General features: G+C 74.9%; 21 protein-coding genes and 1 pseudogene. 17 read left to right on the top strand and 5 right to left on the bottom strand.

Annotation, left to right across the window (positions count from 1 at the left end):
• Positions 1-74: 74 nt before the first annotated feature.
• The 4 genes from V9U69_RS17325 to V9U69_RS17310 all read left to right on the top strand — a co-directional run bounded on the left by V9U69_RS17325 (position 75) and on the right by V9U69_RS17310 (position 4,017).
• Positions 75-1,223, top strand: coding sequence for an exonuclease domain-containing protein (locus V9U69_RS17325; RefSeq protein ID WP_337063106.1), 1,149 nt, complete (start codon positions 75-77; stop codon positions 1,221-1,223).
• 71 nt (positions 1,224-1,294) lie between these two features.
• Positions 1,295-2,071: a cyclase family protein gene (locus tag V9U69_RS17320; protein ID WP_337063105.1), complete on the top strand. Its 777-nt coding sequence runs from the start codon at positions 1,295-1,297 to the stop codon at positions 2,069-2,071.
• A 2-nt stretch (positions 2,072-2,073) separates the two neighbouring features.
• Positions 2,074-3,726 carry a thiamine pyrophosphate-binding protein gene (locus V9U69_RS17315; protein ID WP_337063104.1) on the top strand — a complete coding sequence of 551 codons (1,653 nt, stop codon included), beginning with the start codon at positions 2,074-2,076 and terminating at the stop codon, positions 3,724-3,726.
• A 66-nt stretch (positions 3,727-3,792) separates the two neighbouring features.
• Positions 3,793-4,017: a hypothetical protein gene (locus tag V9U69_RS17310; RefSeq protein ID WP_337063103.1), complete on the top strand. Its 225-nt coding sequence runs from the start codon at positions 3,793-3,795 to the stop codon at positions 4,015-4,017.
• 35 nt (positions 4,018-4,052) lie between these two features.
• Here the strand turns inward: V9U69_RS17310 and V9U69_RS17305 are convergent, their stop codons facing one another.
• Positions 4,053-4,913 carry a nuclease-related domain-containing protein gene (locus V9U69_RS17305; RefSeq protein WP_337063102.1) on the bottom strand — a complete coding sequence of 287 codons (861 nt, stop codon included), beginning with the start codon at positions 4,911-4,913 and terminating at the stop codon, positions 4,053-4,055.
• Between the two features lie 208 nt (positions 4,914-5,121).
• On the opposite strand from V9U69_RS17305, the gene V9U69_RS17300 reads away from it, so the two are divergent.
• The 13 genes and pseudogenes from V9U69_RS17300 to V9U69_RS19400 form a co-directional block, all read left to right on the top strand.
• Positions 5,122-5,880, top strand: a complete 759-nt coding sequence (locus tag V9U69_RS17300) for a GntR family transcriptional regulator (protein ID WP_337063101.1) — start codon at positions 5,122-5,124, stop codon at positions 5,878-5,880.
• Positions 5,877-6,821: an ABC transporter permease gene (locus tag V9U69_RS17295; protein ID WP_337063100.1), complete on the top strand. Its 945-nt coding sequence runs from the start codon at positions 5,877-5,879 to the stop codon at positions 6,819-6,821. Before V9U69_RS17300 ends, V9U69_RS17295 begins: the two co-directional genes overlap by 4 nt.
• 128 nt (positions 6,822-6,949) lie before the next feature.
• On the top strand, positions 6,950-7,831 hold the full coding sequence (locus V9U69_RS17290) for an ABC transporter permease (RefSeq protein WP_337063099.1): 882 nt from the start codon (positions 6,950-6,952) through the stop codon (positions 7,829-7,831).
• Positions 7,828-8,868 (top strand): ABC transporter ATP-binding protein, encoded by a 1,041-nt coding sequence (locus V9U69_RS17285; protein WP_337063098.1) that lies wholly within the window; start codon positions 7,828-7,830, stop codon positions 8,866-8,868. Before V9U69_RS17290 ends, V9U69_RS17285 begins: the two co-directional genes overlap by 4 nt.
• Positions 8,865-9,851, top strand: coding sequence for an ABC transporter ATP-binding protein (locus V9U69_RS17280; protein WP_337063097.1), 987 nt, complete (start codon positions 8,865-8,867; stop codon positions 9,849-9,851). The genes V9U69_RS17285 and V9U69_RS17280 overlap by 4 nt, the downstream gene beginning before the upstream one ends.
• 30 nt (positions 9,852-9,881) lie before the next feature.
• Complete coding sequence (locus V9U69_RS17275; RefSeq protein WP_337063096.1) at positions 9,882-11,522, top strand: ABC transporter substrate-binding protein; 1,641 nt, start codon at positions 9,882-9,884, stop codon at positions 11,520-11,522.
• Positions 11,519-12,742, top strand: a complete 1,224-nt coding sequence (locus tag V9U69_RS17270) for an MFS transporter (RefSeq protein WP_337063095.1) — start codon at positions 11,519-11,521, stop codon at positions 12,740-12,742. Before V9U69_RS17275 ends, V9U69_RS17270 begins: the two co-directional genes overlap by 4 nt.
• Positions 12,739-12,984 (top strand): hypothetical protein, encoded by a 246-nt coding sequence (locus V9U69_RS17265; RefSeq protein ID WP_337063094.1) that lies wholly within the window; start codon positions 12,739-12,741, stop codon positions 12,982-12,984. Before V9U69_RS17270 ends, V9U69_RS17265 begins: the two co-directional genes overlap by 4 nt.
• A complete protein-coding gene (locus tag V9U69_RS17260; protein ID WP_337063093.1) occupies positions 12,981-14,423 on the top strand; it encodes an amidase in 1,443 nt (480 codons plus the stop codon). The genes V9U69_RS17265 and V9U69_RS17260 overlap by 4 nt, the downstream gene beginning before the upstream one ends.
• The gene (locus V9U69_RS17255) at positions 14,420-15,862 is read left to right on the top strand and encodes an amidase (protein WP_337063092.1); all 1,443 of its coding nucleotides are present in this window, start codon (positions 14,420-14,422) and stop codon (positions 15,860-15,862) included. Before V9U69_RS17260 ends, V9U69_RS17255 begins: the two co-directional genes overlap by 4 nt.
• Positions 15,859-16,050 (top strand): hypothetical protein, encoded by a 192-nt coding sequence (locus V9U69_RS17250; RefSeq protein WP_337063091.1) that lies wholly within the window; start codon positions 15,859-15,861, stop codon positions 16,048-16,050. Before V9U69_RS17255 ends, V9U69_RS17250 begins: the two co-directional genes overlap by 4 nt.
• Positions 16,051-16,073: 23 nt before the next feature.
• Entirely contained in the window at positions 16,074-17,684 is a 1,611-nt protein-coding gene (locus V9U69_RS17245; protein ID WP_337063090.1) for an amidase family protein, read from the top strand.
• A 165-nt stretch (positions 17,685-17,849) separates the two neighbouring features.
• A pseudogene (locus tag V9U69_RS19400) lies at positions 17,850-18,227 on the top strand (very short patch repair endonuclease); the annotation flags it as partial.
• A gap of 5 nt (positions 18,228-18,232) precedes the next feature.
• Here the strand turns inward: V9U69_RS19400 and V9U69_RS17235 are convergent.
• From V9U69_RS17235 to V9U69_RS17220, 4 genes are all read right to left on the bottom strand, one after another.
• Positions 18,233-18,679 carry a macro domain-containing protein gene (locus V9U69_RS17235; RefSeq protein ID WP_337063089.1) on the bottom strand — a complete coding sequence of 149 codons (447 nt, stop codon included), beginning with the start codon at positions 18,677-18,679 and terminating at the stop codon, positions 18,233-18,235.
• Positions 18,680-18,724: 45 nt separating this feature from the next.
• Positions 18,725-19,588 carry a hypothetical protein gene (locus V9U69_RS17230; protein WP_337063088.1) on the bottom strand — a complete coding sequence of 288 codons (864 nt, stop codon included), beginning with the start codon at positions 19,586-19,588 and terminating at the stop codon, positions 18,725-18,727.
• A 106-nt stretch (positions 19,589-19,694) separates the two neighbouring features.
• Entirely contained in the window at positions 19,695-20,741 is a 1,047-nt protein-coding gene (gene pdxA / locus V9U69_RS17225) for a 4-hydroxythreonine-4-phosphate dehydrogenase PdxA (protein ID WP_337063087.1), read from the bottom strand.
• A complete protein-coding gene (locus V9U69_RS17220) occupies positions 20,738-22,027 on the bottom strand; it encodes a four-carbon acid sugar kinase family protein (protein ID WP_337063086.1) in 1,290 nt (429 codons plus the stop codon). Before V9U69_RS17220 ends, pdxA begins: the two co-directional genes overlap by 4 nt.
• Between the last annotated feature and the right edge of the window lie 47 nt (positions 22,028-22,074).

Raw genomic sequence — 22,074 nt, 5'->3', positions numbered from 1 at the left:
GCCGTGTCGCTGCCCGCCGGGTGTCCGACCGGCGTGGCACCGTCGTGGTACTTCCCCACGCTAGGAGATCCACCATGACGTCGCTGCACCCCGGCCCCGCCCTCCCCGACGGCAGGCAGGCCCCGACGTCGATCGGCGCGCGCTACCCGCACCGCTACGCAGCCCTGGACGTGGAGACCACCGGCTTCTCCGCGGCGAAGGACCGCGTCGTGCAGGTCGCGGTCACGCTGCTCGACGAGCACGGCGCGGTGGAGTCGTCCTGGTCCACGCTGGTGGACCCGCAGCGCGACCCGGGGCCGGTGCACGTGCACGGCATCACCCCCGAGCGCCTGCGCGGCGCGCCCCTGTTCGCGGACGTCGCCGAGGAGCTGGCCGCCCTGCTCGCGGGGCGGGTGTTCGTCGCCCACAACGCCGTCTTCGACTGGGGGTTCGTCGCCGCCGAGATGCGGCGCGCCGGGGTGGAGCTGGCCGTGGAGCAGCGGTTGTGCACCCGCAACCTCGCCAAGCGCCTCGACCTGCCGGTGCCCGACCTGAAGCTGGCGACGCTCGCCGCGCACTGGCGGGTGGAGCAGTTGCGCGCCCACGACGCGGAGGACGACACCCGCGTCCTCGTGGAGGTGCTGCGGCACGCGCTGCACGCGGCGGCGGCGCACGACCTGGACCTGCCGCTGACCCGATGCTCCACCGAGCCGCCGCCTCCCCGCCCCCGTTCGCCGCGCCGCAGCAGCACCCCAGCTCCCGCCGCTGCGGTGGAGCGGCGCGTCCTCGCAGCCGGGGACGTGCTGGACCTGCCGCCGAGCGGGCGCCCGTGGCTGCTGGACGTGCGGTGGGCGCGCGCCGCGCACCGCGTCCAGGTCGGCGTGCAGCGCTTCGACGCGCTCGGCCTGCCGCTGGGGGCCGCGCTGAGCACCACCCGCGCCTCCCTGGACGGCACCGTCGTGCTGGACGTGGACACCGCCGGGGAGGCGGAGGTGTGGCTGCACCTGGACGCCTCACCGGGCGACGTGCACCGGGTGGTGGTCCTCGCCGCACCGCCGGCGGGGACGGGGCTCGCCGAGGTGGGGCCGCTGGTGCTGGGGGTGCGGGCTCCGAACGGGTCGGTGCTGGCGCTCGCCACCCTGCACGCGTCGGCGGCCTCCGGCGACGTGGTGGTGGCGGACGTGCAGCGGCACGGCGACGGCTGGCGGCTGTGCGTGCCGGCGGCGGTCCCCGAGGCGGCCTGACGGTCGGCGGTGCCCGCCGTCGCACCCGCCTCTGCCACGATGCGCCCACCCAGAGCCCCGGGAGGCCGATCGTGAGCACGCTGTCCACCCTGCTGTCCGCCCTGTCCACCGGCGACGTGGAACTGGTCGACCTGACGGCGCCGCTGAGCCCGGACACCCCGGTGCTGCAGCTGCCCGCCCCGTTCGCCAACACGATCCCGCTGAGCCTGGAGAAGGTCAGCGACTTCGACGAGGCGGGGCCCGGGTGGGCGTGGAACGACATCCACACCGGTGAGCACACCGGGACCCACCTCGACGCGCCCGTGCACTGGATCACCGGCCGGGACGGGCTGTCGGTGGACCGCATCGCACCGGCCCGGCTCGTCGGCCCCGTCGCCGTGGTCGACAAGACCGCCGAGGCGCAGGCGGACCCGGACTTCCTGCTGGAACCGGAGCACCTGCGGGCGTGGGAGGCCGAGCACGGGAGGTTCCCCGCCGGCGGGTGGCTGTTCTTCCGCACCGGCTGGAGTTCGCGCGCGGGATCGCAGGAGGAGTTCCTCAATGCCGACGAGTCCGGCCCGCACACCCCGGGGATCTCCGTGGCGGGCGCGCGCTGGCTGGCGGAGGAGACGCAGCTGTCCGGGTACGGCGTGGAGACCGTCGGCATCGACGCCGGAGCCGCGGGTGGTTTCGACCCGTTGTTCCCCGCGCACCACTTCCTGCTGGGGGCCGACAAGTACGGCCTGACGCAGCTGCAGAACCTCGACCGGTTGCCGGTCACGGGAGCCGTGGTGGTCGTCGCGCCGCTGCCCGTGGTGGGGGGCACGGGCAGCCCGGCGCGCGTGTTCGCGCTCGTCGAGCGGTCCTGACGGTGGGGGACCCGACCGTCGCGGAACTGGTCGGCCGGGCGCTCGCGCAGCTCGGCGTCGCCCGGGCGTTCGGTGTCGTCGGCAGCGGGAACTTCGCCGTCACGAACGCCCTCGTGGAGCACGGCGTGCCGTTCACCGCGGCCCGTCACGAGGGCGGTGCGGCGACGATGGCCGATGCGTACGCCCGCACCAGCGGGGAACTCGCCGTGGTCACCACCCACCAGGGGTGCGGTTTGACGAACGCGGTCACCGGGGTCGCGGAGGCCGCCAAGTCCCGCACGCCGCTGCTCGTGCTGACCGCCGACACGGCCGGTGCCGCCGTCCGGTCGAACTTCCGCATCGACCAGGACGCACTGGCCCGCAGCGTGGGCGCGGTGCCCGAGCGGGTGCACTCGGCGTCCAGCGCGCTCGCGGACGTGGTGCGGGCGGTGCGGACGGCGCGCAACGAGCGCCGCACCGTCGTGCTGAACCTTCCGCTGGACGTGCAGGCGCAACCGGTTCCGGACGGCACGCCGGGAAGGGTTCCCCCGATCCCCGTGTCCGAGCCGATGCGTCCGGGGCGCCGGTCGGTGGCGGAGTTCGCCGCGCTGCTGCGCGCCGCCGAGCGGCCGGTGTTCGTCGCCGGCCGCGGGGCACGCTCCGCCGGGCCGGTGCTGCGGGAACTCGCCGCCCGCTGCGGGGCGCTGCTGGCGACGTCGGCCGTCGCGAACGGCCTGTTCCACGGCGAGCAGTTCGACCTGGGGATCTCCGGGGGTTTCTCCTCACCCACCACCGCTGACCTCGTGCGCGGCGCGGACCTGGTCGTCGGGTGGGGGTGCACGCTGAACATGTGGACGATGCGGCACGGCACCCTGATCGGTGACGGTGCCCGTGTCGTGCAGGTCGACCTGGAGGACGCCGCGCTGGGGGTGAACCGGCCGGTCGACCTCGGCGTGCTCGGGGACGTGGCGCAGACGGCCGCCGCGCTGCTGGCTGAACTGCCCGCGGAACCCGCCACGGGGTACCGCACCGCGCAGGTCGCCGGGCGCATCGCCCGCGAGGGCCGGTGGGTGGACGTGGAGGTCGACGACCTGTCCACCGCCACGGCGATCGACCCGCGGGTCCTCAGCCGGGAGCTGGACCGGCGCCTGCCCGCCGAGCGGGTCGTCGCCGTGGACTCCGGCAACTTCATGGGGTACCCCAGCGCCTACCTGTCGGTGCCCGACGAGCAGGGGTTCTGCTTCACGCAGGCGTTCCAGTCCGTCGGTCTCGGCCTGGCCACGGCGATCGGTGCGGCGCTGGCGCGCCCGGACCGGCTGCCCGTGCTGGGCACGGGTGACGGCGGGCTGCTCATGGCGGCCGCCGAGCTGGAGACCGCGGTGCGCCTGGGGTTGCCGCTGGTGGTGGTGGTCTACGACGACGCCGCCTACGGCGCGGAGGTGCACCACTTCGGCCCCACCGGCGCGGACACCTCCACCGTGACCTTCCCCGACACGGACTTCGCGGCGATCGCCCGCGGGTACGGCGCCGACGGCGTCGTCGTCCGCACGGTCGCCGACCTCGACGCCCTCGACGTGTGGCTGGCGGGTCCCCGCACCGCTCCGCTCGTGGTCGACGCGAAGATCGCGAGCGACGGCGGTGCGTGGTGGCTGGCGGAGGCCTTCAAGGGGCACTGAGGGACCGGACCGGTCCAACGGGTGACGGTGGTTCCCAGGGCCGCGGACCTGGGGGACACTCGAGACATGTCACCACGTGCGAGTGCGACCCGGCGTCACCTCCCGACCAGCCCGTTCCAGCCCGCACCGCCCCAGCCGAAGGCGGACGACTTCGCCCCCGGCGACCGCGTCACCCACGACCGGTTCGGCCTGGGCACCGTCTCCTCCACCGAAGCCGACGGCTGGGTCAACGTGCGCTTCTCCTCCGGTGAGCAGCGGTCCGTGAACGGGCTCAAGCTCGACAAGCTCTGACGGACCCGATCACCTCGTGATCCCGCGGGTGCGGGTCACGGGCCGGTGGCCGGCTGCTGCGTGCCCGCCGGGAGCTGCCGCAGCTGCTCGGTGAGCGACTCGGCGGTGCTCTGGACCAGTGCCAGGGCCACGAGGAGGGCCACCACGGCCAGCGCGGCGCGCAGCAGCGCCCGGAGCACGGGGTGCCGCCGCCGTGCCGTCCTGCGGGGTGCCCGCCGCGCCTGACGCTGCGGTACCGAGCGCCGCGGCGCCGACCGTGGCGCGGGCACGTCGGCGGTGGTGAGTGTCTCGCCGGACGAGGGGCCCGCGAGCTCCGCCGCGAGGGTGCGGGCGGTGCGGGCGACGTCGCCCGCGGTCAGCACCGGCGGCAGGGCCCGCAGCAGCTCCACGACGGCGGTGCGGCCGACGACGGTGATCGCGCCCACCTCGCGGGCGGCGACGGGCTGCTGCACCAGGCACAGCACCCCGAGCACGTCGCGGCGGTGCCGGGCGGGCACGAGCGCCGTCACGGCAGCGGTCGCCGCCGCGACCCCGGTGAGCTCCTTCGCCATCGACCGGTTCCCGACGCGCAGCTCGTCCTCGCGGAACGACACCGCACCGGTCCAGTTCTTGCTGTCGATCACCACGACGCCGCCGGGGCCGATCGCGACGTGGTCCAGGTTGGCGCGCTGCCGGCCCGGCCAGCGCACGTCGTGCAGGACCGTCCAGCCGTCCGCCTCCAGGACGGCGAGGGCTTCGGCGACGAGGCGTTCACCCTCCGCCCCGGCCTCCCAGTTGCGCTGCTCGCGCTCCACCCGCGCCAGTTCACGGCGCAGCTCCTCGGCGCGCGCGGCGTGCCTGCGCGCCTGCTCGGCGGCGCCGCGGCCGGCGGACTGCACGGAGGAGGGGGGGACCACGCCGGTTCCTCGGCACGCCGCCACGGCAGCCTGAGCAGACACCACCCGATCGGGCGAAGCGGGCCGTGTCCTGCCAGTTCTCGGCCGATCGACGTCGCTGCGCAGCGTCTTCGCAGGTCAGGGGCGGGTGGCGGTGCTCCTGGGCGGCGTAACTTCCTCGTCACGGACGAGACATTCGATAGAAACTCCCGCGGGCCAACGTTCGGTCATGCCCATCGCGACGGCGGTTCCCGCCCCACCGCAGCCCCTCACGGACCCCCGGGTGGTCCTCGTCCGGGACCTGCTCCGGGAGGACATCCGTCGTGGCCGTTTCGACGCCGGTTCCGTGCTCCCGGGTGAGCACGAGCTCATGCTCGAGTACGGCACCACCCGCAGCGTCGTGCGCGGTGCGCTGCAGATGCTGCGCACCGAGGGGTTGGTGGAACGTCGGCAGGGGACGGGCACCTACCTGGTCGACCGGCAGGCCATGCACCCGCTGGACACGCTCAGCGCGGACATCGGCCGGCACTACCGGCGCGAGCGCACGGTGACCGGTCGCCTCTCCGTCGTCGACGTGATGCCCGCTCCCGGACCCATCGCCGCCGGTCTGCAGATCTCCACCACCGAACTGGTGCGGCACCTGGACGTCGAGATGCACGTGGACGGTGCGATCTACCACATCGCCTCCAGCTACGTGCGGGAGTCCGACGCACGAGGCATGCAGGGCAGCACGTTCACCGGTGACTACTACCAGCACATGGAGAACTGCGGGGTGGACCTGGGCAGTGCCGAGATCGCGTTCGAGGCGGTGAACGCCGACGGTCCCACGGCGCTCCGGCTGGGCCTGCCCGCCGGCCGGGCGGTGATGCTGTTCCGCCGGATCAGCCTGGACGGTTCCGGCCGGCCCGTCGAGATGGGTTTCGGGCGGTTGCGCAGCGACAAGCTCGCTCTGGTCTCCCGCATGCCGAGGAAGAGGGGTCGACAGTGACGAAGTTCCTCGCACGACGACTGCTGCTGAGCGTGCCGATCCTGCTCGGCGTCTCGCTCGTGGTGTTCACCACCATCAAGATCATCCCCGGCGACCCGGTGGCGAGCATGCTCGGGCCCACGAGCACCCCGGAGGCGCGCGAGGCGCTCACGGCTCGGCTCGGTCTGGACCGGCCGCTGCCGGTGCAGTACCTGAGCTGGCTCGCCGCGATGCTCCAGGGCGACCTCGGCCAGTCCATCGCCCAGCAGCGCCCGGTCCTGGAACTGGTGACCGACGCGTTCGTCAACACGCTGTGGCTGACCGCGTTCTCCGCCGTGCTGGCCGTCGTCCTGGGCCTGGTGCTCGGCGCGGTGGCGGCCCTGCGGCGGGGGAGGGTGGCGGCGACCGTCAGCAACGCCCTGGCGCTGTTCAGCATCTCCACCCCGCAGTACACGATCGGTCTGCTGCTCATCATCGTGCTCGCCAACGGCACCGGGTGGTTCCCGGTGTCGGGGATGTACTCCGCGATCGGCGGGGGCACGTGGGGCGACCTGCTCTGGCACCTCGTCCTGCCCGGGATCACGGCGGCCCTGGTGCCGGCGGGGATCATCGCCCGCATGTTCCGCTCGACCGTCCTGGACGTGATGAGCATGGACTTCATCGACTCCTACCGGGCCCGTGGGCTCAGCGAGCGCCGCATCCTGTGGCACGCCTTCCACAACACCACCCCCACCCTGTTGACGGTGGCGGGCCTGCAGGTCGGGTACCTGCTCGGCGGTGTCGTCTTCGTCGAGACGGTGTTCTCCTGGCCCGGCCTCGGCCAGCTCGTGTTCGACTCCATCTCCAAGCGCGACCTGGCGGTCATCCAGTCCGGCGTCATGGTGGCGGCGTTCGCCTTCGTCCTCATCAACGTCGTCGTCGACCTGCTGCACAGCCTCATCGACCCCCGGGTCCGCGCGTAGCCCCCCACCCGCGCACCTCCCCGGAGAACTCCTCGCGCCGGTCCCACCGGACCGGACGGTCCGTCCTGCCCGGGGATCACCCGGGAACCACCGAGGACCCGCCTGCCGCCCCACCGCCAGGAGGAACCATGACCACCCAAGCACCTGCGCTCGCCCCGGCCGCGGTCAGCCGGCCCCGCACCGCCCGGCGCTCGCGCCGGCTCCCCGCACCGGCCCTGGTGTCCGCCGTCGTGCTCGCCGTCGTCGCGGCGCTCACGCTGCTCGCCCCGCTGATCTCGCCCTACGGGCCGCTGGAGGGCGACCTCGCGGCACGCCTCCAGCCGATCGGCTCCCCGGGGCACCTGCTCGGCACCGACGGGCAGGGTCGCGACGTCCTCACGCGCCTGCTGCACGGAGCCCGGCCCTCCCTGCTCGCCGGCCTGCTGCCGGTGGTCTTCGCCGCAGCCGTCGGGATCGTCCTCGGACTGGTCGCCGCCCTCGGCCACCCGAGGGTGCACACCTTCGTCATGCGGTCGCTCGACGTGCTCTACGCCTTCCCCGCCGTGCTGCTGGCCATCGCCATCGCCGCCGCGCTCGGGTCGGGCATCAGCAACGCGATCATCGCGCTGGCCGTCATCCTCGTCCCCCCGGTGGCGCGGGTGACCGAGTCCGAGGCGATGCGCATCAAGTCCGCCGACTTCATGGCGGCGGCCCAGGTCTCCGGCGCGGGCCGGGTGTCGATCGCCCTGCGGCAGGTCCTGCCGAACGTGGCCCCCGGCGTCGCCGTCTACGCCACCGCGCTGGTCGGCCTGTCCATCGTCTACGCGGCCGGGCTGAGCTACCTCGGTCTCGGCGTCTCCCCGCCGACGGCCGAGTGGGGAGTGATGGTCAGCGAGATGCAGCAGTACCTGTTCACCGCACCACTGCTCCTGCTCGTGCCCGCCGTCGCGATCCTCGTCGTCTCCGTGGCGTTCAACGTCCTCGGCGACGGCCTCCGCGACTTCTTCAACGTGAGGACGGACGCCTCGTGACCAGCCCCACCGAGACCCCCGGCACCGCCCCCGCCCGGCCGGGCGCACCGGCGCCCACCGCCGGCCCGACCCTGGAGGTCACCGGGCTGACCACCACCTTCGACCGCGGCGGCCGACAGGTCCTCGCCGTGCGCGGCGTCGACGTGAGCGTCGGTCCCGGTGAGTCGCTGGTGCTGCTCGGGGAGAGCGGCAGCGGCAAGTCGGTGACGATCCGCTCGATCCTGCGGCTGTACGGCTCCTCCGCCCGGCACACCGGCAGCGTGGTGCTCGGCGAGGAGGACCTGATGCAGCTGGACCCCGCGGCCGTGCGCGCCGTGCGCGGACGGACGATCGCGATGGTCCCGCAGGACCCCAACGGTTCCCTGGACCCGCTGCGCCCGGTGGGCCGGCAGCTCGAGCAGGTCCTGCGCCTGCACGGCGTGGTCGACGACCGCAGGGCCGCCCGTGCCCGGGCGCTGGAACTCCTCGCCCTGGTGGGCATCCCCAGCCCCGCGCGGGTCGCCGGCTCCCACCCGCACGAGCTCTCCGGCGGCATGCGCCAGCGCGTCGCCATCGCGATCGCCGTCGCCTGCGACCCCGTCGTCCTGCTCGCCGACGAGCCCACCACCGCCCTCGACGTCACGGTGCAGTCCCAGATCCTCGACCTGTTCGGCGACCTGCAGGAACGGCTCGGCACCGCCCTGCTGCTCGTCACCCACGACGTGTCCGTCGCGGCCGACGTCGCCGACCGGGTCGCGGTGATGTACGCCGGTTCCATCGTCGAGGAGGGACCCGCGCAGCAGGTCCTGGAGAACCCCCGGCACCCCTACACGCAGGCCCTGCTCGACGCCATCCCCCGGCCCACGAGCGAACGCGGGCACCTCAAGGCGATCCCCGGGTCCCCGCCCGTCGCCGGCACCGGCTTCCACGGCTGCTCCTTCGCCGACCGGTGCGCACTCGCCGAGGAATCCTGCCGGACGCAGCCCCCCGCGCTGCTGCCGGTCGCCGACGGCCACCGGGCCGCCTGCCCGGTCGCGAACCCGGTGGTGGCGGCGTGAGCCCCGCGGGCGCGCCCGGCCCGGCGGGGGAGAAGCTCCTCGACGTCGTCGACCTGGCCAAGACGTTCCCCAACGGCACCCGCGCCGCCGACGACGTCAGCTTCACCGTCGCCCGCGGCGAGACCCTGGGCGTGGTGGGGGAGTCCGGGTGCGGGAAGTCCACCACCGCCAAGATGGTCCTGCGGCTGCTCCAACCCGACCGGGGCGCGGTGACCTTCGCGGGCACCGACGTGCTGCGCGCCCACGGCCGGGACCTGAAGGAGGTCCGCCGTCGCCTGCAGCTGGTGCCGCAGAACCCGCAGACGTCGTTCAACCCCCGGTTGACCGTCCGCTCCTCCCTGGAGTTCAACCTCCGCGCGCACGGCGTCGCCCGCCGCACCTGGCGCTCCACCGTCGACGACATGCTCGTCCGCTGCGGTCTGCGGGCCGAGCAGGGCGACTCCTACCCGCACGAGCTGTCCGGCGGGCAGCTGCAGCGGGCCGCGATCGCCCGCGCCCTCGTCACCGGCCCCGACCTCGTCGTCTGCGACGAGGCGGTCTCCGCGCTGGACAAGTCCGTGCAGGCGCAGGTGCTCAACCTGCTCGCGGAGCTGCAGGCGGACCTCGGCGTCTCCTACCTGTTCATCTCCCACGACCTGTCCGTCGTCGAGCACATCAGCGACCGCGTGCTCGTCATGTACCTGGGGCGCGTCGTGGAGCAGGCCACGGCGGGTTCCCTCTACCGCGACCCCGCCCACCCCTACACCAGGGCGCTGCTGTCGTCGGCGCCCGGCGCACCCGGCGAGCGGATCGTCCTCACCGGGGAGCCACCCGACCCCGCCGACCCGCCCTCCGGGTGCACCTTCCGCACCCGGTGCCCCTGGGTGATGGACAAGTGCGCCGCCGACCGCCCCCTGCTGGAGGTGACCCCGGCCGGCTCGCTGGCCGCCTGCCACCTCAACCTCACGTCCCCTCCCGCCCTCGCCGCTCCGTCCCCGGCCTGAGCACCGGCTCAGCGCCAGAGAGGAACACCCGTGGCCCACACCGCGCCGTCCACCCCCGAACCGCTCCCCGCCGCGGCGGGGGCGACCCGCCGCAACGTCCTCCTCGCGTCCCTCGCCGGCTTCAGCACCCTCGCCGCCGCCTGCTCGGCACCGGGGGCGGCCAGCGAGGGCGGCGGCAGCCAGGGGGCGGGCACGCTCGTCATCGGCATGACGGCCAGCGACATCCCCCTGCTGGACACGGGCATGGCCCAGAACGAGGGGTACGAGGGCCTGCGGTTCGTCGCCAACCAGCTCTACGACGGCCTCACCCGCTTCGACCTCACCGACGGGAGCGTCATCCCCCCCGTGGTGCCCGGGCTCGCCGAGAGCTGGGAGCCGAACGAGGCCGGCGATTCCTGGACGTTCACGCTGCGCCAGGGGGTGAGCTTCCACGACGGCACCCCCTGGAACGCCGACGCCGCCGTGTTCAACCTGCGCCGTTACACCGACCCGTCCTTCGAGTTCTTCTACCAGGAGCTCAACGGCCAGGCGGGGCTGTCCATCGCGGGCATCGCCGCGGCCACCGCGGTCGACGAGTTCACGCTCCGCATCGACTGCGCGGGCCCTTGGGCCTACCTGCCCTCCGACCTCACCACCGTCTACATGGGCTCGCCCACCGCGATCCAGGAGGCCGGCAACGACGGGTTCGGGCAGGGACCCGTCGGCACGGGCCCGTTCACGTTCGTCAGCGCCGAGCGTGGCCAGAGCCTGCAGCTGGCGGCGAACGCCGACTACTGGGGCGGTGCGCCGGCGGTCGACACGCTCATCCTGCGCCCCATCCCGGACACCACCACCCGCGTCGCCGCCCTGCGCTCCGGTGAGGTCAACTGGATCGAGGTCCCCCCGCCGGACGACGTGCCGTCGCTGGAGCAGGCGGGGTTCCAGGTCGAGACGAACAGCTACGACCACGTGTGGCCCTGGTGCTTCGACACCACGCAGGCGCCGTGGAACGACGTGCGCGTCCGGCAGGCCGCGAACTACGCCATCGACCGGCAGTCGCTGTGCGACAACGTCCTGCAGGGCACCGCTGAACCCGCCCTGCAGGTGTGCCCGAAGGCGAACGCCGCCTACCGCCCCGAGAACGACCTGTACGGCTACGACCCCGACCGGGCCCGGCAGTTGCTCGCCGACGCCGGGTACGCCGATGGCGTCACCGCCACCCTGTCGTACCCGACGAGCGGGTCCGGCAACATGATCCCGGGGCCGATGAACGAGGCCCTGCAACGCGACCTCGCCGCCGTCGGCATCACCGTCGAGCTGCAGCCCATCGAGTGGGCCTCCATGCTCACCGACTACTTCGTCGGCAGCATCCCCGGAGGAGCCAGCGCCATCAACATCAGCCTGTCGTTCCAGCAGGAGGGTTTCTGGAACAACTGGCTCGGCACCGGCGTCACCAACGTCACCGGCTGGCACGACCCGCAGGTGGAGGCGCTGTTCCAGCAGGCCAAGGAGACCCTCGACGAGGCCGGCCGCAGCGACCTGTACGCGCAGGCGTCGGCGGTCATCACCGAGCAGGCGCCCTGGCTGTTCGTGGTCAACGACCGCAACCCGCGCGTCCTCGCCGCGAACGTCGAGGGGTTCGTGGAACCGCAGTCCTGGTTCGTCGACGTCACCGACGTGACGGTCGAGTGAACCTCGCGGCGCAGCGGCGCACCACCCTGCTGGTCGTCACCGCCGGGTCGGGCCTCGCCCTGGGTCTCACCGGCCCCCTCGTCCCGGTGCTGGCCGTCGACCTCGGTGCCACCGCCTTCGGCGCCGGTGCGGCGGTCGCGGCCCTGCAGGTGCCGGTGGTCGTGCTCGGCCTCCTCGGGAGCCGCTGGATCCCGAGGCTGCCGCTGCGCCGCACCGTGACCGCCTCGCTCGCCCTGTGCGCCGCGGGTGCGGGCCTCGCCGCACTGGCGGCCTACCCGATGCTCCTCGCCGGACGCGCCCTGCAGGGCGCCGGGGTGGCACTGCTCACCGGGGCGGCCGGGTATGCGCTGACCTCCCGCCGGGGCCGAGCCGGCGGGGGCGCCGGGTTCGGCTCCTTCCAGGCGGCGTGGTTCGCCGGGATCGCCGCCGGCCCGGTCGCGGCCCTCGCCGTCGCCCTCGCCGGCGGTGACCTCGTGACCGCGACGTTCACCGCGGCGGCCGCGGTCGCCGGCGCGGCAGCGGTCCTCGCCGCCGCGGCGGTGCGCGGCGAGCCGAACGCGCACCGGCCCCGGCTGGGGCTGCCCGAACGGCACGGCCCCCGCCCGCCCCGGCGGCTGCTGCTGCTCAGCGGCGCCGGCCAGGCCACCCGCAGCGGGCTGGCCGTGACGATCGTCCCCCTCGTCGGCGCCGGCGACGGCCTGGGCACCGGGACGCTCCTGGTAGCGCTCACCGCCCTGGGGGTGGCCGACGTCCTGGCGATGCTCGCCGCGTCCCGGCTGCCCCCGCGGCTGGACCGGCGCGCCGCGATGGCGGTGGCCTGCGCCTGGGGCCTGGTCGCCCTGACCCTCATCGGCCTGGGCACGACGGCCCTGACGTTCGTCCTCGGGTGCGCCGCGCTCGGCGTGACCGTCGGGGCGACCTGGGTGCTCCCCGCGGCGCTGGTCCTGGACACCGCCCAGCAGCTGGAGAGCGCGTTCGGCTGGTACCGGATCGCGTGCGACACCGGGCTGCTGCTCGGCGCCCTCGTCGCGGGGCTGCTCGCACTCACCGGACCCGCGACGGCCCTGGGGCTGTGGACCGTGCCGCTGCTCGCCACCGGTGCGCTCGCGCTCGCCGTCCGGCCCCGGCCGGCCGCGGACCACCGGGTCCCCACCGCCCACCTCGTCCCGAAGACCGCACCACGCACCGCAGCAACCACACCGGAGGAGGCACTGCCATGACCACACCCGGCGCACCCGACAACCCCGGTCCCCTGCCGGACCGGGCCCTCGTCGACGCGATGGCCGCGGACCAGGGGCTGGACTGGACCGACGAGCGCCGCGCCGCCGGCCTGGCGCAGACCCTCGCGATGCGCCCCGCGCTCCTCGCGCTGCGCGCGAAACCGCTCGCCTACGTCGGCGAGGTCATCGAACCCGCGCACGCGCTGCGCCGGCTCGACGCCACGGGGGAGGTGCGCGCGTGAACCTCTCCGACCTGACCGCCACCGAGCTGCTCGCCCTCTACGCGAGCGGGGAGGCGTCCCCCGTGGAGGCGGTGCAGGACTGCCTGGACCGCGTCGCCGCGGTGGACCCCGTCCTCAACGCCGTGCTCACCCCGCTGGAGGAGGACGCCCTGGCTGCCGCCGGACGCAGCGCGGAGCGCTGGGCGGCCGGCACCGCCCGGCCGCTGGAGGGTGTGCCGTACGGGCTGAAGGACATCGTCGCGACCGCCGGGATCCGCACCACGGGCGGTTCGGCCCTGTACGCCGACCACGTCCCCACGACCGACGCCACGCTCGCCGCCCGGCTGCGCGAGGCGGGCGGCGTCCTGCTCGCCAAGCTGCACACCTTCGAGTTCGCGTGCGGTGGCGCGCAGAACCGCACGTTCGGGCCGTGCCGGAACCCGTGGGACGTGGAGCGGACCACGGGGGGATCCTCGTCCGGGTCGGGATCCGCCGTCGCCGCCCGCATGCTGCCGCTGGCCATCGGCACCGACACCGGCGGCTCGATCCGCATCCCCAGCAGCTACTGCGGCCTGACGGGGCTGAAACCCACCTACGGCCGGGTTCCCCGCGACGGCGTCATGGGGATGTCGTGGACGATGGACCACGCCGGGCCGATGACGCGCTCCGCCGCCGACGCCGCTCTGGTGATGGACGTCGTCAGCGGTGCCAGCGCCGGGGACCCCACGAGCTCCGCCCGCCCGGTGCCCGACCACACCGCGGCGATCGGCGCGAGCGTCGCCGGCCGCCGGGTCGGCCGGTTGCGCGGGTGGTTCGAGGAGCGGATGCACCCCGCCGTCGGCGCCGCGTACGAGTCCGCCCTGGGGGAACTGGCGGGCACGGGCGTGGAGGTCGTCGACGTCGAGCTCGAGGAGGTCGACGTCATCGCCGCCGCGAGCTGGACCGTCATCTACGCGGAGATGCTGTCGCTGCACGCCGACGTCGCCCACCTCATCGAGGACCGCGACGCCATGGGCGCCGGGATCCTCGCCGCCACCCCGTACGTGCACGCCGCGGACTACCTCAAGGCGCTGCGCTACCGGGCGGTGTTCCAGCAGCAGCTGGACTCCGTGATGGCGGCCGCCGGTCTCGACGCGTTCGTCACCCCGGCGGCCACGACCACCCCGCCGAAGCTCGCGGACATGCTCGTGGACACCGGCGACGGCCTCGTCGACTGGCTCGACGTCGCCAGCCGCGTGACCGTGCCGTTCAACTACTCCGGCAGCCCCGCCCTCGTGGTGCCCGGACCGCTCGTCGACGGCCTGCCCACGAGCGTGCAGCTCGCCGGCCGCCCGCACGACGAACCCCTCCTGCTCGCCCTCGCCTCCGCCTTCCAGGCCGCCACCACCCACCACCTGACCAGGCCCGCCGAAGGACCCCTGCACGCCACCGCCCCCTCGACCGCTGGAGCGCCCGCATGACCGCCACCGAACCCCTGACCGCCGTCGCCACGACCCCCGCCGCCGAGCTGCTCACCATCACCGACGCCGCCGCCGCCCTGCGCGCCGGGACCACCACGGCGCTCGACCTGGTGCGCACGTCGATCGCCCGGGCCGACGCCCTCGACGCCACGCTCGGGGTGTACCTGCACCGCACCGACGAGGCTGCCCTGGAGGCGGCCGCCGCGGTCGACGCCGCCCTCGCCGCGGGGGACGACCCCGGACCGCTGGCGGGGATCCCGCTGGGCATCAAGGACATCCTCTCCGTCGAGGGGACCCCCACCACGTCGCAGAGCCTCGTCATGGACCCCGCGTTCGGCGAGCAGGGCGATGCGGTGGTCGTGGCGCGGCTGAAGGCGGCCGGCGGGATCGTCACCGGCAAGACCACGACCATGGAGTACGCGGTCGGCTGCCCGGACCCGTCCAAGCCGTTCCCGATCCCGCGCAACCCGTGGGACACCGAGCGCTGGACCGGCGGCTCCAGCTCGGGGACCGGCAACGGCGTCGCCGCGGGCCTGTTCCTCGGCGGCCTGGGCACCGACACCGGCGGCTCGGTGCGCTACCCGGCCGCCCTGTGCGGGATCAGCGGCATGAAGCAGACGTTCGGCCGGGTGCCGAAGTCCGGCTGCACCCCGCTGGGGTTCTCCTACGACCACGTCGGCCCCATGGCCCGCTCGGCGCGCGACTGCGCGCTCATGCTCGGCGTCATGGCCGGTGCCCACCCGTCCGACCCGACGACCGCCGACGTCGACGTGCCCGACTACCTCGCGGCCCTCACCGGCGACGTCACCGGCCTGCGGATCGGCGTGGCCACCCACCTGCTCGACACCCCGGGCTTCGACCCGGAGAACGCCGCCGCGTTCCGCGCCGCCGTGGACGTGCTGGCAGCCGCCGGCGCCGACGTCGTGGAGGTGGCGCTGCCGAACTTCGCCGAGGCCATGACGGCGACGGCGTACGGGTTCTGCGCGGAGGCGTTCGCCTACCACCGCGGGGACCTGCAGGCCCGGTGGGCCGACTACGGCGCCCCGACCCGGATGGCGATCGTCAAGGGGGCGCTCTTCTCGGCCGCCGACTACGTGCAGGCGCAGCGCGTGCGCCGTGCGACGGTCAAGGCGACCACGGAACTCATGACCGACGTCGACCTGCTGCTGACGCCCACCACGACGATCGCCGCCCCGCTCCTGGAGGGCCTGGACTTCGACCTCGTCATGGCCACCGTCCTCACCCCCTACTTCAACGCCGTCGGGCTGCCCGCCATGTCGATCCCGATGGGGTTCACCTCCACCGGCCTGCCGCTCGGCCTGCAGATCGCCGGCCGCCCCTTCGAGGAGGCGACCGTCTTCCAGGCCGCCGACGCCTACCAGCGCATCACCACCCACCACCTCGCCGTCCCCGCCATGACCCTGGAGGTCGCCGCGTGAGCACCACCACCGACCCGAAGACGTCCGTCGAGGTCCTGCTGACCGCCGCCGGCCTGACCGTCACCCCGGAGGAGTTCGACGCGATCGTCCGCTCCTACCCGGACGTTCGCACGCAGATCGACGCCATGTACGCCGTCCCCATGGTCAAGGAGGAGGAACCGCAGCTCATCTTCACCCCGTTCGCCTGACCCGCCGGACCCAGGAGGAAACCGTGGAACCCACGAGCACGCGACTGCGCGGATTCATCCGCAAGCCGACCGCCCAGCAGGTCAAGGAGGCCGGCGCCGCCGAGTTCCTGCACCTGACCGACGCCGAGGCGGAGATGTACGCCGGTGTCCTCGAAGGGGTGCTGTCGTCCATCGACCGCCTCGACGAACTGCCCTTCGACCACGCCCCGCTGAAGTGGACCACCCGTGACCCGGGACGCCGGCCCACGCCGGAGGAGGACCCGTTCAACGCTTTCGTGCGCCGGTGCCTGGTGCCGGGCGCACCGGACGGCCCGCTCGCCGGGATGCGCTTCGGGGCCAAGGACAACCTGGCGGTGGCGGGAGTGCCGCTGACCAACGGTTCCCGTGTCGCCCCCTACACCCCCACCTCGGACGCGGTGGCGGTGGAACGGCTGCTGGACGCCGGCGGCACCCTCGTCGGCAAGCTGAACCTCGACGACTTCTCCTCCTCGGGAACCGGGGAGTCGGCGTTCTTCGCCCCGGCCCGCAACCCGCACGACCGCACCCGCTCGGCCGGCGGGTCCTCCGGGGGCTCGGGTTCGGCGGTCGCCTCCGGCCACGTCGACCTGTCCCTGGGGGTCGACCAGGGCGGCTCGGCGCGCATCCCGGCGTCCTTCAACGGGGTGGTGAGCCTGAAGGCCACCCACGGGGCGATCCCCTCGGCCGGCGTGACGCACATGGACCACTCCATCGACTACGTCTGCCCCATCGCGCGCACCGTGCGGACGACCGCCATCGCCACCGACGTCCTCACCGGCCACGACGAGCGCGACCCGCAGTGGGTGCGCGGCGCCAACGAGCCGACGCGCTGCGTGGAATCCCTCGACCGGGGGGTGGCGGGGATGACGATCGCCGTGGTGGAGGAGGCCGTCGATCCGACGATCTGCGACCCGGACGTGCTGACGAACTTCGAGCGGGCCCTGACCGCCCTGGAGGAGGCCGGCGCCACGGTCACCCGGGTCTCGGTCCCGTTGTGGAAGGACGCGTGGTCCATCGAGACCGCGCTGCTGTGCACGCTGGCGTGGGGGATGAACCAGTCCAACGGCATCGGTTTCGGCCACCGCGGCGTCGTCGACGAGAACCGCGCCCACGCCTTCGCGCTCACCCGCAAGCTGGAGGCGGACGAGTTCGCCCCCTTCTACAAGGTCTGGCTGCTCACCGGCCGCTACCTGCAGGACGAGTACCACGGCACCCTGCACGCCAAGGCGCAGAACCTGCGGTACGCGCTGACGAAGCAGGTCGAGGCGGCACTGGGCGAGGCGACGCTGCTGGCGATGCCCACCACCCCCCAGGTGGCGCCCGAGCTGCTGGACCACCCCGAACCCGAGGACGTCATCCTCGGCCGCGGCACCACCATGGTGACGAACACGGCGCCGACGAACCTGACCGGTCACCCGTCGCTGGCGGTGCCGACCGGGCGGGACCGCGACGGCATGCCCACGTCCATCCAGCTCGTCGCCGGGCTGTTCCAGGACGCGACGACGTTCGCGGCCGGGGCCGTCGTCGAGGAGGCCATCGGCACCCTCACCCCGCCGGGGCTGCCGCTCGGGTCGGCCGAGGCGCTCGACGTGGACGTGGACCTCGAGCTCAGCTGAGGCCCCACCCGCCGGGGCGCGGTACCCACCGCCGCGCCCCGGCGGGTCGTCCCCTGTGGACGGGGCCGCCCGGCGGGCGGGCGGTGGCCGTAGCGTGCCCCGGTGAGCGCGTGGCAGGAACCCGGTCCCGCACCGCCCGCGTCCAGCGCCGCCGTGGCCGGCATCATGCGCCGCACCGGACGCCGCGACACCGCACCGGAACTGGCGCTGCGCCGCGAGCTGCACCGGCGCGGCCTGCGCTACCTCGTCGACGCCACGCCGCCGGGCACGAACCGGCGGCGCCGCGCGGACCTGGTGTTCCGGGGCGCGCGGGTGGCGGTGTTCGTCGACGGCTGCTTCTGGCACTCCTGCCCGGTGCACGTCCACCCACCGAGGGCGAACGCCGCCTGGTGGCGGGTGAAGCTGAGCAGCATCACCGCGCGGGACCGCGACACGGACATCGCGCTCGCGGCGGCCGGCTGGCACGTGGTGCGCGTGTGGGAGCACGAGGACGTCGTCGCCGCCGCGGACCGCGTGCACGGCGTCGTGCACGCCCGCACCCCGCACCGTCAGCGCGGCCGGGTGACGACCACCAGCTCCACGGGGGAGTCCTCCCCGGCCTGCTCCAGAACCGTGCGCACGTCCGCCCACTCCAACCCGCCGATGCCCGCCCCGATGCGCGGCACCCCCACCCGGCCCAGGCCCCGGCGCTCGGCGTCCACCAGCGCTCCCCGCACGGCGATGTCGATCGCGCTCAGCCGCGCGTCCGCGCCCGTCTCCACCTGGGTGCCGAGGTTGTAGACGATCAACCCCTCGGGCGTCTCCCACGGCATCACGTCACCGAGCTGGAACTCCCCGGCCAGGCAGCGCCGCCGGTACGCCTCCGCCATCTCCGGCCAGCGCTCCTGGAACTGCAAGGCGATGCCGCCGGCCATCGAACCGCGGCAGTTGCAGCCGTGCGCGAGCGCGGGCAGACCCAGGTCGAACAGGTCACCGGTGGTGGAACTGGTGGGCAACGGTGCCTCCTCGACGGTGGGTGCTCGGCCGCTCCGCAGCCCGGTTCAGGCGCTGCAGCGGTCCAGGGGAGCGGACACGTCGATCCCCGCGTCGCGCAGCAGCGTCAGCGCCCCCTCCGGCGGCAGCAGCGGCGAGCGCTGCGGGCGCCGGCACCGCCGTTCCACGTCCGGGTTCTGCGCCAGGGCCGCCGCGTCCAGGTGCGCGGGCAGGTCGTAGTGGCGCCACTGCGTGGGGACCCCCGCCCGCTCCTCGGCGCGCAGCAGTTCCCGGCCCGCGACCACCAGCAGCGTGTAGTCGCCGCGCGAGGAGATCGCGCACACGGCGCGGACGTCCCCGGCTCCCGCGCTGATCCCCTCGGCCGCCACCCGGAACGTGTTGCCGAACCGGCCGTGCACGTGCAGCACCGGCCCCTCGGGGTGCGCGTTCCACTCCCCGTGACGCTCCTCCAGGGTGCTCGCGACCTGCCACAGCGCCTCACGACCCTCGGGGTCGTCGTCCTCGGACGCGTCCTCCTCGAGTTCGGTGGCCTCGGACTCGCCCTCGGTGGCGTCCTCGTCAGACGTGCCCGCCTCGGGCTCCTCCCCGTCCGCCTCCGGCTGCTGCGGGGCCACGTCGGGGTCCACGACGTCCACGGCGCCGGAGGTGCGGGTGCCGTCCTCGGAGCGCAGCAGCACCCGGTCGCCGGCGCTCGCCTCGACGTCGAGGACCTCGCCGCTGGAGCCGGCCGGCAGGACGTCGACGTCCTCCCACACCGCGTCCTCCCGGGACAGCGCCACGAGCAGGTCCTCGGCGGTCGGCCCGTCCAGCCGCAGGTGCAGGCCGCCGGGGTGCAGGGCGGCCTCCAGCAGCGCGGGCGGCGACCCGGGGCCGTGCTCGGCGGTGGCGGAGGGGGCGTCGGCCGGGACCACGCCCTCACCGTAGGGGAGCGGCGCGGGTCCGTCACGGGTGGGCGCGCCGGGGGCCCGCACCGCCGGCGACGGCGTCTACCTGGACCGTGCGCCCGGAGCCCGGGTTTCAGGCTCCGGGGCGCGGTGACATCTGCGCCGCCTGGTGCAGCGCCTCCACCATGCTGCGCACGTCGACGCGGCCGGTGCCGGCGATGTCGAACGCGGTGCCGTGGTCGACGGAGGTGCGGATCACGGGCAGTCCGACGGTGATGTTCACCCCGGCCTCGATGCCGAGCACCTTCACCGGCCCGTGCCCCTGGTCGTGGTACATCGCGACGATCAGGTCGTAGTCGCCGCGCCCGGCGAGGAAGAACGCGGTGTCGGCGGGCAGCGGGCCGCGCGCGTCGATCCCGTCGGCCCGCAGCACCTCGATCGCCGGGGTGATCTTCTCGGCCTCCTCGCCGTACCCGAACAGCCCGCCCTCCCCGGCGTGGGGGTTGATGGCGCACACGCCGATGCGCGGCTCGGCCACCCCGGAGCGCACCATCGCGGCGTGCCCGCGGCGCACGGTGCGCTCCACCAGGCCGGGTTCGATGCGGGCGATCGCGTCGATCAGACCGAGGTGCGTGGTGACGTGGATGACCTTCACCCGCGGCGTCGACAGCATCATCGACACCTCCTCCACGCCCATCAGGCGCGCGAGCAGTTCGGTGTGCCCGGGGAAGACGTGCCCGCCGGCGTGCAGGGCCGCCTTGTTCAACGGGGCCGTGCAGATCCCCTGCACCGCACCGCCCAGCGCCAGTTCGCTGGCCACCCGCACGTAGTGGTACGCGGCGTCGCCGGCCACCGGGGAGACCTCGCCGAACGGCAGGTCCTCCGGCAGCAGTCCCAGGTCGATGACGTTGACGCGCCCCGGTGTGAACTCCGCCTCGGCCACGGAACCCACCGCGACGACCTGCGCGTCCACCCCCAGGGCGTGGGCGGCCCGCCGCAACCGGGCGGCGTCGCCGACGACGACGGGGCGGCACTCCGCGAGAACCCCCGCGTCCAGCAGCGCGCCCACGGTCACCTCCGGGCCGACGCCCGCGCCGTCGCCCATGGTCACGGCGATGAACGGCGTCCCCGGGTCGGGGTTCGCGCTCGCGGGGGCGGCGGGGGAGGGGGCGGTGCTCATCGGGGGATCTCCTGTCGTTCCGGGACGGCGTCGAGGTGCGGTGCGGGGGTCCCCGGTAGGGCGCCCAGCGCCCGGGCCAGGGCGAGCAGGGAACCCTCGTCGCCGAAGCTGCCGGGGCGGGTGGCGACGAGGCGCCCGCCGGGGGCGCGGGAGACGACGGCGCCGTGGTGCACCTGCCGCAGGGGTTCCAGCACCCGAACCCCCAGGGCGTCCAGGACGGCGCGCGCGGTCTCCCCGCCGGTCAGGGCCAGGTGCAGCGGGGTCGGGTGCGCGGTGACCGCGGCGCGCGCGACGTCCGCGAGCGCGCCGGCGAGGTGCCGGGAGCGAGCCGGGTCCACGGGACCGGGCGGCAGCGTCAGCGCCGCGCACCCGCTGCGCAACCCCGCCCGCAGCGCCCGGGGCGTCGCCGCCGGGTCCTCGCTGAGCTCCACGACGCGCGCGCCCGCCCGCCGCAGGGCGTGCAGCTGCGCGCGGGCGCCCGGGGCAGCGGTGCCGACGACGACGAGCACGTCCCCGCCCCCCGGCGGCGCTGCCTGGCGGGCTGCTGCGCGGGTCGCGGGCCGGGAGCGGCCGAGGGCGGCGACCACGCCGGCGGAGCCGACGAGCACCGCGCCGACGGCGGTGGCCGCGCGCACCACGGCGTCGAGGTCGCCGTCGTCGGTGCCGTCGCACACCGCCACCGCTCCGCGGGCGGCCGCCGCCGCGAGCGCCGCGGCCAGCGCGGGGGTGGGGGACCGCACCGCGTCCAGGTCCAGCACGTGCGCGGGCACCGCGTCGAGGGCGGCGGCCACGGACACCGGCGGTGCCGTGGGCTCGGCGTGCCAGGCGCCGGTGCGGTGCAGCGGCACGCCGTCGACGTGCACGACGCCGCCGCGCACGGTGCGGCCCGCGACCGGCAGCGCGGGGGCCAGCACCACGGGCGCGCCCGTGGCGAGCGCGCCGGTGACGGCGGCCGCCAGGTGGCCGCGCAGCAGGGAGTCCACCTTCAGCGCCACCCGCCGCCGGTGCCCGCCCGGGCCGGTGGCCTGCCGCGCCAGCGCCCGGCGCAGCCCGTCGGCGGCGGCCTCGGCCGAGCCGGCGCGGCAGTGCAGGTCCACGACGAGGACGTCCGCGCCCGGCGCGGGGGTGCCCGGGTCGAGCAGCAGCGTGCTCGGTCCGCCGTGCGCGAGGGCGGCCTCGGCGGCGCCGGAGAGGTCGTCGGCGACCAGCAGCACCGGCTGCGTCGGCGGTTCCGTCGGCGGCTCCGGGGGTGCGGCGGCGTCGTGCCCGCGCTCGCTCCGGCCCACCGCCCGTGCCCCCTCGCCTCGTCCGGCCGTCAGGGGAGCACGCGGGG

It is taken from the genome of Kineococcus sp. G2 (assembly GCF_037154035.1).
Lineage (GTDB): Bacteria > Actinomycetota > Actinomycetes > Actinomycetales > Kineococcaceae > Kineococcus.
Note: the sequence above shows the minus strand (reverse complement) of the source record. Positions and strands in the feature narration are given on the sequence as shown.